General features: G+C 40.6%; 10 protein-coding genes. 5 read left to right on the top strand and 5 right to left on the bottom strand.

All coding sequences use genetic code 11. The features are described from left to right. Window positions 1-72 precede the first annotated feature (72 nt). The 5 genes from J3369_RS02605 to J3369_RS02585 all read left to right on the top strand — a co-directional run bounded on the left by J3369_RS02605 (window position 73) and on the right by J3369_RS02585 (window position 5,266). Window positions 73-597 (top strand): VspR family transcription factor, encoded by a 525-nt coding sequence (locus J3369_RS02605; protein WP_349583475.1) that lies wholly within the window; start codon window positions 73-75, stop codon window positions 595-597. Then, a complete protein-coding gene (locus tag J3369_RS02600; RefSeq protein ID WP_349583473.1) occupies window positions 594-1,970 on the top strand; it encodes a DEAD/DEAH box helicase in 1,377 nt (458 codons plus the stop codon). The genes J3369_RS02605 and J3369_RS02600 overlap by 4 nt, the downstream gene beginning before the upstream one ends. A 90-nt stretch (window positions 1,971-2,060) precedes the next feature. Next, window positions 2,061-2,618 (top strand): recombinase family protein, encoded by a 558-nt coding sequence (locus J3369_RS02595; RefSeq protein WP_349583470.1) that lies wholly within the window; start codon window positions 2,061-2,063, stop codon window positions 2,616-2,618. A gap of 193 nt (window positions 2,619-2,811) precedes the next feature. Then, a complete protein-coding gene (locus J3369_RS02590; RefSeq protein WP_349583467.1) occupies window positions 2,812-3,879 on the top strand; it encodes a hypothetical protein in 1,068 nt (355 codons plus the stop codon). Between the two features lie 484 nt (window positions 3,880-4,363). Continuing rightward, entirely contained in the window at window positions 4,364-5,266 is a 903-nt protein-coding gene (locus J3369_RS02585) for a hypothetical protein (protein WP_349583464.1), read from the top strand. Between the two features lie 89 nt (window positions 5,267-5,355). Here the strand turns inward: J3369_RS02585 and J3369_RS02580 are convergent, their stop codons facing one another. From J3369_RS02580 to J3369_RS02560, 5 genes are all read right to left on the bottom strand, one after another. Then, window positions 5,356-6,246 (bottom strand): hypothetical protein, encoded by an 891-nt coding sequence (locus J3369_RS02580; RefSeq protein ID WP_349583461.1) that lies wholly within the window; start codon window positions 6,244-6,246, stop codon window positions 5,356-5,358. An 822-nt stretch (window positions 6,247-7,068) separates the two neighbouring features. Then, window positions 7,069-7,605 (bottom strand): hypothetical protein, encoded by a 537-nt coding sequence (locus J3369_RS02575; RefSeq protein ID WP_349583458.1) that lies wholly within the window; start codon window positions 7,603-7,605, stop codon window positions 7,069-7,071. Window positions 7,606-7,608: 3 nt separating this feature from the next. Then, window positions 7,609-9,798 (bottom strand): integrase, encoded by a 2,190-nt coding sequence (locus J3369_RS02570; protein WP_349583455.1) that lies wholly within the window; start codon window positions 9,796-9,798, stop codon window positions 7,609-7,611. Between the two features lie 11 nt (window positions 9,799-9,809). Beyond that, window positions 9,810-12,278 (bottom strand): hypothetical protein, encoded by a 2,469-nt coding sequence (locus J3369_RS02565; RefSeq protein ID WP_349583453.1) that lies wholly within the window; start codon window positions 12,276-12,278, stop codon window positions 9,810-9,812. A gap of 4 nt (window positions 12,279-12,282) precedes the next feature. Further along, on the bottom strand, window positions 12,283-13,692 hold the full coding sequence (locus tag J3369_RS02560) for a tyrosine-type recombinase/integrase (protein WP_349583450.1): 1,410 nt from the start codon (window positions 13,690-13,692) through the stop codon (window positions 12,283-12,285). Window positions 13,693-13,851: the final 159 nt, after the last annotated feature.

The raw sequence follows: 13,851 nt of genomic DNA, 5'->3' as shown, positions 1-13,851 counted from the left end.
TGTCTCGATGATAGAGACAAAGTACACTGTCGCGAATTTCGAGACGCCAGCTAGGCAATTGAGATATATATTATGCCGAAAAAGCAATATGACATTGATCTTCATGAGTTTATTAAATCTCTTGGTTTGCATTCTTTTACAGTGACAGATGTAACGAGACATCTTTTAGGAACATATTCAAATGAGTTTGATAAGAAGAACAATGCAACGCAGTTTGTCTATCGGCATTTAAAAAGGCTGTCAAAGGAAGGGGTTATCTCAGGCACACATGGCGAGGGGGGCAAAGCGATCGTTTTTCGTTGGTGTTCTGAGTCAAAAAAAGATTCAAAGATACTTCAACTATCTGAGCATGATAGAAACGAAGTTAATTACATCATAGTCACAAAGCTTCAAGAGAAGATTCGACGTTACAAAACAGAAATGCTGATGAGCATGGGTGAGACTGAAGCTTACTCCGAGTGGGTGCAAGAAATGCCTGATTTTGCAGAGTACGTAAAACCCCACTATCAGAATACAAGAGAGCAAGCGAAGCTGATGTTGGGCAAAGTAAAAGGATTTGAACGTTTACTCGCTGAGTATGAAGCCCGAACTTCATGAGGTTGAGAAATTGGCAGCACAGAGCTATCGAAACCGCGATACAAAAATTTGAATCACAGTTCACTCATTTTTTATGTCTTGCAACGCCAGGTGCAGGAAAGACTGTCATGGCATCTGCGCTCGCTGATATCCTCCTGAAGCAAGGTAAGGTCGACCTCGTTTTATGCTTTTCTCCTTCGACTTTTGTGGCAAATGACTTCAGAGTTGAACTTGAAGCAATTACTGGAAAACGTTTTTGTGGCGGGCTTGGTGCAATAGGTTCATCACTTACTTATCAAAGTATGAGGCATTTGGACGATAGTTTTTGGCAGCTGTTAAGTAGCTACCGAGTGTTTGTGATTTTTGACGAAATACACCACTGTGCAGGTAACCAAATTGAAAATGCCAATGCCTGGGGAGCAGAGATTCTAAAGCATATTCAAGGGCGAGCAGTTTATACCTTAGCGTTGACCGGAACTCCTTGGAGAAGCGACACTATCCCCATTGCTCTTGCAAATTACGTAGGTGATAATAACCGTTTACACGTTGACTACAGCTATGACCTAAAGCAGGCTATCAAAGATGGCGTTTGTCGCGTTCCACACCTCACTCTATTAGATAACGAGCTTATTACTGTCATCGAGGATGATGATAAACGGAATTTTAAATCGATAACCAAATTTGTAGAGGATAGTACCCTTCCATACTCAGAAATCATTTTCCATAATGAGGTCCTACGCGAAACCCTAAAGCGTGGGATTGTTCGATTGAACAAAGAACGATTAATTGCTGCAGATGCAGGAGGCTTAATCGTTGCATCGTCGGTCTCTCACGCTAAAAAAATCCAATATTTGTTAAGTCAGCTTGGTGAATATGGCGAAGTTGTGACATACCAAGAGAATGAACCTGAACGCTTGATTCAAAATTTCAAACGGAGTGTAAAAAAATGGATTATCTCTATTGGCATGATAAGCGAAGGAACCAATATTCCTCGCTTACGAGTCTGTTGCTATCTCTCACTGGTAACAACTGAACTCTACTTTAGACAAGTGTTGGGGCGAGTTTTAAGAGCGCAAGATAATGAGCGAGGAATGGGGTATTTTATCACTCCAGCGCACCCTCGCTTACTCGAATTTGCAAGTAGAGTTTCTGAAGAAGTACCACATTGTGCCGTTCTCAAATCTTCGGATACAAATGAAACAGATGATTCGGATTTTCCAAGGTCGTGCATGATAATTGGTGATTCTTCTGCAAGCGTCAATCCAGAAATAACTACTAGAACCATTGCCGAAAAGGAATTCGATGAAAGTCTCCGTAACGATCTGCTTCCTTTATGGTACGGTTCAACAATAGACTCGGTTGGTCGCTTCCGGCACAAAGTTTTTATGCTGTAAATCTAATCTACATGTTGTTCAGTGCTCAAAGGTTTGTTGCAAATGAAAAAACTATAAATAGAAAGAAAACCTACTTTTTTGAGTTACAGAATGAAAATCGGTTATGCGCGAGTCAGTACGGACGAACAATCCGACAGTGCTCAGCTAGATGCATTACAAGAAGCTGGATGCGAAAGAATCTACCAAGAAAAAAGTAGTGGTAAGTCTCGCCTAAGACCTGAACTGGAACGAATGACCGACTCTCTTCGAGCCGGTGACACGGTTGTTGTTCAGCGACTCGATCGCTTGGATCGAAGCTTGAAAGATTTAATTGAGCTTCTTGATGACTTTAAACAGCATGGTGTTAAGTTTATTAGTTTGAATGAGAACATTGATACGACGACGGCAGTGGGTGAGCTGGCCTTTCATATGATTGGGTCAATCGCGCATTTTGAAAGACGGTTGATTTCCGAGCGAACCAAGGCTGGGCTTGCAGCTGCCAGAGCCAGGGGCCGAAAAGGTGGGCGCAAAGCCAAACTTACGGCATCAGACATAAGAAGAGCGCATGCGATGTTACTCGATCCTAATATGACTAAGGGCGAAGTAGCAGAGCATTTTGGGGTAAACCGGCCCACACTTAATAAAGCGCTTAATGAAACTGCTATTTAATGGTTAGAATTGAAAATAAAGACAAGTCAGATTAAATCGGATTGGGTTGCCAAACAGTAGCCTTGCGTATTATTGACGATTCCTTTGCTGTACTCCATATCCCTTAATTAAAGTTCAGTAACTAGTTTGCGTTTGTTTGTTTATTTAAACTAGTAGGCAAAAGAAGCTGACTTAATAGAGGGAACGGTAAGTTGTGGGCAGCAAAAGGAAGTTCGCTATTATTTGTGCACTGATTGTCACCAATTCATGTTTGGTTTTTCAGTATGCGCAAGACAAGTATACTTTACCGGATTGGCTGGATGAACTTGCGCAGAGCTCAAAATACGTAGTAATAACAGCTATCGACTCGTTGGCCACCAAACCCATGTCGGCAAAAATAGTGCTGGCTAAACCCACAAATCAATTTTCGCCGGCTACAGCGGTACCCAACGAGCTGCCGCACACCGGTACCACCTGTCTCGATAAACGTAATGCCACAAAATCCAAACAAATCTATACGTGGACAGACAGTCAGGGGGTTCAGCATCTCTCCGACAGACCTCGCCGAATCGATGACGGTACACCAGTAACCCTGGTAAGCAACATTCCCGCAGAGGATTTATCCATTAACTTTCTTGGGCTTCAGGGTAGCTATAATCTTAGACAAGGGATCGTATCTTCGGTCAATGCCAGCAAAAGACTCTTTGAGAAGGTGGTGCCCGCCGAGCTGGTAAAACCGCTTACCATCAATTTCAGACTTTTCACCGACCAAACAGGCTATGATAAGTATCGGGGGCCGGCGACAGGCCTTCTTAAAAACTCTCAGGGCTTCTACCGCTCCGGCACTAACGAATCTGTCGTGTGGGTCAAAACTGAATCGCAAGGAGAAAAGACCGCGGTGCATGAAGCCATGCATAGCATAAATCGGCACTACTTTGGTCAGATGAGCAAATGGCTCAATGAAGGGGTTGCGGAATTAGCTGAGGATATCGCTCAAAATCCTAAAAATATTAGAACCACACTGCGTTCGAAGCGGCTATTGCCCGTCAGCGACTTACTCAATAGTACCCATGTAGAATGGACGCAAGATTCATCTATCCATTACCGAACCGCTAAAGCGTTGGTAAGCTATTTGTATTTTACGGATAGGGCTGCCCTTACCCGCCTGTTGTTAGCTGAATCGGAAAACGGCTGCGAGACACTACGACAGTTAGAGGTCACCCGAATTATCGGAAAGGACGCCCGGGCAATTGACACGATGCTAAAACGCTGGTTCTCTTGAGAAAGTGAGTAAAGATTAAATTTTGCTACCAGGTCTACAATAGAGCGGACAGCCTGAGAACTTGGCTGTCGCTTTGAACGAAGGTACATAACCGAGCGAAGCATTAGCTCCCGTAAGTCCTCAGCGTTAAAACATGAGTGGACACTTATTATCTGAATTCGGGGCTCAATAGTGAACTAGGTGGACTTTTTCGAGATGGCCGCTTCTGACCATTTTCAGTCCTGGCAGTGGTTTAAGACTCAAATGAGTGAATAGCGGAAATCGTTAGTCGGTCTAAGGTGGTCAGCTCAAGACAAGGAGCGGACGTTCAGGCTTGTGACACTGAATTTCTGTCATTGGTCAAAAGCGGACGTCGATGTAAATAAAAGATGGTTAGATTAAGAATGTAAATGTTCGCATAGAGTTATACAAGTTGATATCATTGAACTTCATTAACTATGAAGCGTTAAGCCTGCTTTACATGGATGGTTTCAGTGAGGTATCAATGTTAAAAAACGCAATTTTTCTAATCGTCTCTTGCAGTCCATTATTGTTTGGATGCTCCAAAGAAAACACCGCCCTTGATAGATGTTTACAGACAGAAGTTGCAAATCTTCAGGAGTTAACCACTGGCGCTTACAACTTGAAGGTTAACGAGTATGTATCACCCTATTACTCAGAACGGGTTCAAAACGCTTTAGAAGCTTTTACATCAGTATACCTGCCGGAACGAATTAAAGTCATCGAGTCCAAGAGGAATGTCTATGGGGCAGACCCTGCATATGCGAATGCTTTGAAGGAAAGAGACGATTTTCTTCTGCAATCTGGTTTTCTGGAACTAAGAAAACACGGTGTTGAGCTAATGTTTGACGAAATCTCTGAAGAAGAGTTCAGACGATTTACTGAGCAATGTGATAACGATCCAGAATGTGCGAAAGGTGCTGAAATATTAAAATCTTGGAATGATGAATGGGAAAGCAAGTGGAGTGAATTGTATGAAAAATTGGCTCGGCCAGAATTTAAAGTTGAAATTAAAGAACTCAGAGCTTCACTTCAAGAAGTATTAGGAGCGTTAGAATATAAGGACTGGGAAGCTCTTACTCCAATCGAGTCACAAAAGACATTAAAAAATATAATGGGAAATGTATCCCTAAAACCAAATACAAAAGGCTCTGATCTTCAACGAAAATCTAAAGACGTCGCCACGATGTTAATTTTAAATATTGATTATGAGATGGGTGAAGACTTAGAGCCATTCCCGTATGACAATCTTTATAGAAAAATGAAAGCGGATCACGAAAATGGAACTTACAGAGATTGGCTTAACAACCGCTTGAAATCAATTGTATATAAACCAACAGTAAACGAATTGGCAGCAAAAGTTTGTCAATCTAGGGGAGTTTACTAAGAACTTCAGTTACTCGGTCTAAAGGGTTTTACATATTGCTCAGGATCGGCTATTACAGAAAATATATTCCTTTAGATTAAACCAAAGGGCTAAGAAACTATTTTTATTGACTTATCTTTCGAAATGAATAGCGTATTGGGCGCCCCACCAATAGTTACTAGTTCCTCACTTTCTCGCTGTAGCTGTGCTGCTTTAAAAATTAAGTCTTGTGATTTTTTTACATTATCATTCTCATATTCACGTATATATATAATTGGATATTTCTCACTTCTTAATACTCTATCATTTCCTATTGTATGAAACTCGTTTTCGTTGAGTATAGTTGAATACTTTTTATCGTTTTCACACCTTATTTTACCGCCGAAAGTCCCAAATATCTGGCGCGTACATATTGAGGGATTTTCTTGCCCATCCTCAAATCCTATAAAGCTAATACCACAGTACTCACTATAACAACGTAATTTGTTAACAAAGAAACTTTGCAGGTAAACTAAATTTTCTTCTGATAAGTTCGATGCTTTATTTTTTATTATAGGCCTTAGAAAATCAAACTCATCTAAGCAGGCGATATTTAACTTGGTTTCAATAGAAGGTGAGTTACGAATGCTATCTAATTTTTTGTTATTTAACTCGCCACCGCACTTTCCAAAAAAATTAACAACCTCTTCATATAGCCAAATATTTTCTAATTTATTATCTAGTGAATAACGCTCTATAAATTTCAAGAAAGATTGTGCCCAGATAGATACATCAAAAATTTTTTTTGTACTAATTTCCTCAATGTATATAGAAAGTAATTTGTTAATATCTTCATCGAAAATTGCAGGCCTGTTATAAATGAATACGACAATTGGGGGTTGGTTCGAGATTATATGTAGCTTGCTTGCATCGAATTTTGTCTCTCCGGTGGCATTAGTCACGCACCTATCTGCGGTTAAAAATAATTCCTGTCCGTCCCATAAAAAAACGCCTAGTGTCATATTTTCATGCTCCCAAGTAAGATTGTTATTAATGAATAGCCTCTAACCGCTCTTTGGAATCATGATGGGCAGTCAGCAAGAAAGAATATAGTCAACAATAAAAATATTATAATACTTTAATCCACTGCGAACGCCCTCATCGTTAGGTCTCTTATACTTCTTTAAAAAATCTTTGGACATTACCTCAATCATTCATATGGTCATATTATATTTTTGTGATGTAAAAAAACTTTTATTCAGCTAATTTTCTACACTAATACATTGCCAAAAATTGTATGAATTGGCACGCTGAATAGCCAAATTAATACTTGAAAGCTTCCAGAATATCAATAGAAATAACGCATAAATGTCCGCTATTCGCTCATAGCTGATATTGGATTTACAACAAGCCGATATCTGCTCTACGTACAAAGGGGTCGCTTAGGGACAAGCTTTCGACGAACTGGTTACGGCACAAATCAGTGCTATCAGAGCAAGCTCGAACGTAACACAACTTCCCTATGATGTTAGAAGCAATTGTGAGAATTGTTACGGTATTTGGAATAGATTATGAGAAATTCATAATCTGAAAAATTCTCATTATTCGCACGACGCCTTTAAAAACTGATGTCCATTTTTGCAAGGATTATGAGATCCCACAATTTCTACGATGTAGTTAGCAATGGTGAGTTATGAAAAAAGATAGTTGGATGGATCAAGCGCTGAAGCGGAATGGGGCAGAGGTGAGTTAGAGCAAGTTGTCAGACCTGATTGCATCGTAATCGTGATTTGAATTTGACAGGTTGAGTCCAGACCATCCAGCTAAGAACATAAGTCTCAGAGCTAATCTAGCTTCTCTCGCTTTTTGAATTCTAGAACGTTGCCTGTTGCCCCCGTTGTTTCCACATCGATCATTAACTCAATATGCTTGCATTCTTCAGGCATATGTTCCCACATAGCAACGGTCATTTGGTGCATTCTCACGGTTTGAGACTTTAAGCGTTTTTTATAATCTCCAAGCTTTTCTTCTTTCTTCTCAATTTCTCTCTTGAGCTTTTTGATTTCTTTTTTAGCTTTGTCTAAGTCTTCCTTGGCCTTGATGTGGAGAGGGTGGCCGCGAACCACATTATCGGACACATTGCTTACTCCATGAACACGATTTGCTTCAGCGCTTTCGATCAGCGCTTTTGTTTCTGGATACCGCCTGGCCGATCCATTCGATAATCCCGCTTCTTTCTCAACATTAGAAACAATAATTTTAAGCTTATTGGCTTTAAGCTTTTGTTTCAACTCTCTGTTAATCGGCTTTTGATCAACAAGCCGCGCCAATGCATCTCTTAGCTGTCTTTCTGTTAAGCTTAATTCCGTCTTGTCTGTCATGCCTTACGCCTTCCTTGTCGTTTCGATAACCAAATTCAGCACATCTTCTGCAAATTCATACTTTTCATATTTAAATCCTAGATCATCCATGATAGCTTCCGCAGCTTTTACCTGCATAAGGTATTTGGTTGCAGAACTGGAGTTTAATTCATTGTTTTCTTTTAAAAACTCAACGTTTCTCATTGCGTCCATACGGGAGGATTCGGCATAAACAGCATTTTCAATAAAATCATATTCGCAGTCTACACATTCACTTAAATCAATATTGATACGCATTGAACATTGAGTGTTAGTGCAATACATCCCAGGAGCAATAGCATGTAAATGTTCTTTACCGTTGGTCAACCGATCTATCCAGTAGTTAACCGATAGCTTGCGTTTGCTTACTCCATCTTCAAAATAACTTTCACCTTCGCGACTAATTTCAGCCGCTGCCGCTTGACCTTTACCTCCGGCGATACGCTTACCATTCGCCATTTTTTGATATATGCGAGCAAATATCTCAGCCTGTTGCATGACTCGTTCTTTTTGTATTTCGCTGTAAAGTTTTTCAAATGAATAGGCATTTCGGGCATACCATCGCGTCATCGCCATCGACAAATGCGAAAATTGCTGCTTCAAGGCGGGGAAAGAACACAGCTCATAACCAATTAGGTAGTACGCGAGGGAGCGCCGTGTCTGGTGTGGTGAAAAGTGAAATTTATCACCCTGATTAAAAGATGTTTGGGTTGGGTCGGAGGTCTGTAAATGCCCCATATTTTCTGCTGTAAGTGTAAAATCAAATTTATCGCTGTTAAACCCCGTATTAATTTTAGTGTGTAATGCGCTCTTCCCTATAGGTTGGGGAAAAGCGATGTCCTTCAAGTTTGCAAACATTCGATGATTATTTTTCTTTGCAAATCTGTCGCGATAAGGCGTATTAATAGCATTCAACATATGGAAGGCTTTCCAACCCGTTTCCGTGGTTACAAACGTGTCATTTTTGGTTTGACTACTGAGCGTAATTTTTGATTGGCGTGTAGTTAGAAAGTAGATGGTTTCCTTGCCAGTTTCGGACTCACAGCCATTTTTATCGAAAGTCGTTCTTTGTGCACCGTAAACAGGACTCATTTTGTACAACTCGTCTACGCGCATTCCTGACAATGCCAAGCAAAGCCATGAGGCTTTTATGTTCAAGCTTCTCAAATACTGTCTAAAGCCAGCCCAGCCATAATAAGTGTTGCCAATGTGTACTCTGAAGATACTAAGACATTCTCGTCGTATTTGAATGCGGGGTTGAATAGATGTGAATATTTGCATCCACCGTGGATCTTCACCTTTATCCGCTAAGGTTATTCCATTGTTGTCGAGCGCCTGGGTAAATCGCTCCCATGATTCTGCATAACCGCCATGAGGTTTATGGCTATAGCCGCTTCTAATCCTCAGAATTTTTCTTTTTACTTCATCGGAATAAAAGGAAATCATCTGTTCAACTGCTTGTTCGATTTCATCTCTTAATCCGTAGGCTTTTACTATATTTTCACTGTACTCTTTTAATGCTGCAAAATAGATTCGGGGCGGAATCACCACTTTTCCGTTTTGCGCATCAGAACTCATGTTGTACATCTTATGGGATTGATGTGAAAAATTGACCTTGAAAGGTAGCAGCCCTTTCAAGTAGACAAGACTATTCAACCCTATAAAACAATAGCTCCTAGAAATATCATACCATCCCTCAGTAACCAAAATTTCTAGATGCTCTTGATTCAATTCCTCAAATGAATTGATGCCACGTTTGCTTAGTTGGGCAATATCCTTTCGAAGAGAGTTTTTTTTATTATTGATTGAAGCCAGTTCTATATGTTTAACAGAAAACCACATATCCGCTAATGCTACGCACTTCATTTGATTAAGCATGTGACGCTCTTTTTGATGAAGTACAATGACATTTTCTTCTTGCTCTGGCTCAATGTTAAAAATCAAGTTCTTGATCCCACTTCCTTTGTAGTCAGAATTTCTAAACGCCCATATATCCTCGCCAAACAAGATGGTTTTTTTTTGATCTTGATAGACCACCATTTTGTCTAACTCTTCCCAATCGCCTCGCAGTAGCGCAGGGAGAAGTTCCTGTTGCAAATAGTCGCCTCTATCACCAATTAAACGCATGGTATCTAAGGTTGAATCCATATCTTGTGAGTTTTCAAAAAACAGCATAGATATAGCCCTTATAAAAATTGGGTAATGGAAGATAACGAGTCGAAAAGTGGATAACGCCCTTTTTCTTCGAGCAAATCCTCAGCTTGTTCAACGGTCTCTAGTGGGAGGCCGTCAAGGTTAGCTTGAAAGCGATTTATCTTTGATTGAATTACCGAAGCGCGTTCTGGGTATTGGTCAATGGCTTCACTTAACGCATCGAGAAAGCTCAATAGTTTATAAATAGCGTAGGGGTCATCAACGAGTTTGGCGCTTTTGCAAAAGACGCAAAGATCGTATTGATAGCAGGTAATATCTTGACCCTCTTTAATAATCCCTTCTTTTTCTGCGAACTTGCGTGCTGCATAATGCCAATCTTTCTCTGACAGCAAATCAATTTCCCCGCCGCAGCTAACGCCATTGGGGTTTGTAGGAGCATTACGTTGTTTCCAAACATCGTATTCTAAGACGGGAATTTCCAATTCTTTCTTAACCGATTCTATAGCTTCACTGCGGCTCCTGCCCTGGGCTATGTAGACTAACCCCATCATCCCTTGTGACATTTGCTTGTTGTTTGAGACAGGGTGGCCGTTGGGGTAATGTCTTTCAGTTGTTTCAATATTGTGCTGCAAAATTTTTCGGGCTGTCCACCCTTTTTCTTCAGCTTTATACTCTAAGTTAGAATGAGTAGTGCGAATCCTACTGGCGGTAATATTTAAAAAGTAATCACCGCGACCAATGCCACACAATTTTAACAGAACTTCGCGAACCGGAACCTCACCTTCTGACCACTGATAAGTAACATGTTTACCACCCAGCGGTAGTAAGAATGGATGCTTGGTTGCTGAACTCCCCCCACCAAAGCCATAATTTTTTCTGGGTAAAGGGTTTCTGCTCGCAGCATAACGCTCAACCAGTTGAAGAAAAGGTTTGTATTTAGCTGCAACAGTAAACTCACCTTTAGAGCTATCAGCATATTTGAAAGAAACAGTGATCGCTCCATCGGAATCTTTCTCTGAATAATTAAGCGGTATAAGCGCGTTCCGCAATGAAACATCAGTCATACATGAAAGAGCAGCGTAACCAATAGGCATAGCTCTTATTGTTACAACTTGCTTTTTAAGAACGGTGACTTTTGCTTCCATCGTGTATACACCATCATCTCGTTTAATCTTGTTAAACGTGGTCATCTTTTGATCTTTAACAATGTCGACGTAGGTTTTTACTAGATGGTCGGTCAACTCAGCTCTGCTATCAGAAAGCAAATTTAGGTTCTTTGACAATTGGAATGCAGCTCCAGACACATCAACCTTGCCTTTATCACCTTCGCTATTGAGGAAATATATCAGAGTGTCATAAGGGTCTTCGCTGTAGGTTTTCGAGAGAAGTTCGAGTGCTCGAAGAAAGGTAATTCCGTCAGTTTCTCCAACAGTGTCGCGCTTATTGATATCAGCGACAATAAACCCAGCCTTCTCATCTTTGGCTTCGGGGTGAGAGCTTTCTTCTAAGCCTGAAAATAACGCTTTTACGTCCTTTGATGCACGACCTTTGTAAGCGCGAACTTGAGCAACTTTTGATGTCCGACCATCTTTATTTGACGTAACCATTTTAATGGGGTGGCGAACCTGTCTAATCACTGTGTCGTTAAATGCAGTGTAATAGGCAAACAAAGTGTAAGCTGCCGCCATGCATTGATTAAAAGGACTCGCTAAGCCTTCTGAAGCTGAACCATTTTTTCTCCCAAGTGTAATCGTGATGTCACGATTACCTATTCTTTCAACCACAATGTTCTCTAGGTATTGAGGTGGGGGCGATTCGGGGTTTTCTTCTTTAAAGGCAATAAGTTGAGTTACCAAAGAGAAAAAGAGAAGCTGAATGCGTCTAACTAGTGCATACCATTCGCTTGATGTATAAGGTAGTGTAGCAGAATCTGTTATCTCACCAGTAAAGCTCTTGAGCGTGGCTTGCATGTCTGACACATCAAAATCAAGCACTGGAAGCATCGAGTCGAGATTCATCTTTTTTTGAAGAGCTGAGGATTCCAACAAACCAAACTCTTCACCATTATGATACTGAAATTGGTATTTCTTAGGCTCGCTGGCAATGTCAACTAAGCGCCGTAACTCACCTGAGTTACCTGCGTAATAAAGATATCCAGCCTGACTGAATGGGTCGAACTTCTTAATGTCGCAAAATGCAATGTAAGTCTTTAAGGCGCCTAATTTAACCACTAGAGACCATGCATTGGTTTCATTTTTCTTCTGTTGATCAACCCATCTTTTTAGCTTTTGCATTCTTTCCAGTCGAGAGGGTTTAGCTAATGGTTTTTTGGGATCACACTGTTCATGACACCAATAAATAAAATTGTGTCTTGTGCTGTTTAGCACCCCTTCTGGGCGTATATCAACGATCAAATCTAATGAAGTAACATTTTTCTTAGTAATCGGCGGAGCGGAAGATTTATTTTGATTTCTCGATGCTGCTAATCGACTTTTTGCCATGTCATCACTTCAGCGATTGTTGTGCGAATTGATTTTTACGCTGAGCGAATTCCAACCATGTTTTATTGTCATTCATGTAGTTAACGTATTTTTGAGTGGTAGAGGTGCTTTCATGCCCCATCAAATCTGCCAGCTCCTGTAACAAAGCCTCCAAGGGCTTACCTGTTTCCATATGTTTGCTGTGCAGCCAGTCGGTTGCGAAAGTGGCTCGTAAGTCATGAGGGGCAAAATAAATATCAAGCCCACAGTGTGTCAAATCATTACGGATCGTTTCCACATACTTTTGAATGGTGTTTGGAGCGTAGATATTGCCATTCGATTTAACGAATAAGTGGTTATGGCGAAGTAATCCTTTTTCGATAGCCTTCTTCCTCGCCTTACTTAACTTGTATTCGTACAACAAATCCATGACATTGGCTGGGATTTCAATTGTTCTGTTTTTTTTGAACTTGGTTAAGCAACCGTTAATATTCTCACCAATTTGCACCTTAACTACTTTAGCTTTTGGCTTGTCCACGACAGAGGCAGGAAATGTTATTAATTCCTCCAATCTCAATCCCGTTTCAGTTTTTAAGTACAGCATTAGGGCTTTAGTGTCAGATGAATTTTCAATATCAAGGTGTTTATAAAGCTCTTGTTTTTCATCTTCCCGAAGTGGCTTAAGCTCTCGAATATCAGCATCTTGGGGTTTTTTTATGTTCTTAAATGGTCTAGTGAGACCTGTGGTGTATACAATAATTTCCTTACTGTGACTGCGATTGAGATGTGAGAGCATTTCATGTTGTGCTCTGTTTCCTTTGTTGCTTATGCGAACAGTCTTTGCCTTAAACTCAAATGGTCGAAAGGTTTTGCTGATTGAAATGATTCGCTGGCGATGAAGGAAGATGAAGTAATTGACAACTTTCAAAACATAGTTGGAGGCTGTACTTGGAGAACCACCGACTTTTCCAGTTTCATCCTTGGTATAAAGGTTTTCCAATAAATAGTCTCGATATCTCACGATTGGACTTTCCTCTACCTTCTCGGTGCAGTCATATATTGTTAACGGAGATTTTTCATCAACCAGAAGGCCAGTCCTTGGGTGAGTATGTTCGGGGACTTCCGTGCTCAACCACCGATAGAAGCTCAATAACGCAACTGCATGGGATTGAATCGTCTTATCGGAGGATATATCTGGGCTTGCCAACAAAGAGTGAAGATATAGATTCACTGGCACCACATTGATACCATCGGGGTCTATTAAAATTGGAAGTTTATGAACAAATGGTTTTGAGTTGTCCCTAACGTCATGGATGATCTCGCCACTCTCAGGGTGTGACCTACTTATAAATGAGGGATATTTCTCCGTACTAATCCACATAAGACAATAGTCAAAGCCGAAGTCATCTGGAAACGCCTTATTCTGTTCAATCACATTAACACCTAAATCATCCGTTATTCACACTGCTAAGCCTTCCCCAGCGGGTTACGCGTTCATACATCTACTTTTTCAAGATATTTCTTAACCAATTGTAAGAATTGTAACCACCCCTCCTCTCGACGTCTAATTTATACAACCTGAAACATTACAACA

This window comes from Alteromonas sp. NFXS44, from assembly GCF_040148705.1.
Lineage (GTDB): Bacteria > Pseudomonadota > Gammaproteobacteria > Enterobacterales > Alteromonadaceae > Alteromonas.
This window is presented reverse-complemented; position numbering and strand designations above follow the sequence as displayed.

What these genes read in the sequence shown, in the direction of transcription:
- J3369_RS02605 (WP_349583475.1), top strand. Translation starts at nt 73, where the DNA reads ATGCCGAAAAAGCAATATGACATTGATCTTCATGAGTTTATTAAATCT.
- J3369_RS02600 (WP_349583473.1), top strand. Translation starts at nt 594, where the DNA reads ATGAGGTTGAGAAATTGGCAGCACAGAGCTATCGAAACCGCGATACAA.
- J3369_RS02595 (WP_349583470.1), top strand. Translation starts at nt 2,061, where the DNA reads ATGAAAATCGGTTATGCGCGAGTCAGTACGGACGAACAATCCGACAGT.
- J3369_RS02585 (WP_349583464.1), top strand. Translation starts at nt 4,364, where the DNA reads ATGTTAAAAAACGCAATTTTTCTAATCGTCTCTTGCAGTCCATTATTG.
- J3369_RS02580 (WP_349583461.1), bottom strand. Translation starts at nt 6,246, where the DNA reads ATGACACTAGGCGTTTTTTTATGGGACGGACAGGAATTATTTTTAACC.
- J3369_RS02575 (WP_349583458.1), bottom strand. Translation starts at nt 7,605, where the DNA reads ATGACAGACAAGACGGAATTAAGCTTAACAGAAAGACAGCTAAGAGAT.
- J3369_RS02570 (WP_349583455.1), bottom strand. Translation starts at nt 9,798, where the DNA reads ATGCTGTTTTTTGAAAACTCACAAGATATGGATTCAACCTTAGATACC.
- J3369_RS02565 (WP_349583453.1), bottom strand. Translation starts at nt 12,278, where the DNA reads ATGGCAAAAAGTCGATTAGCAGCATCGAGAAATCAAAATAAATCTTCC.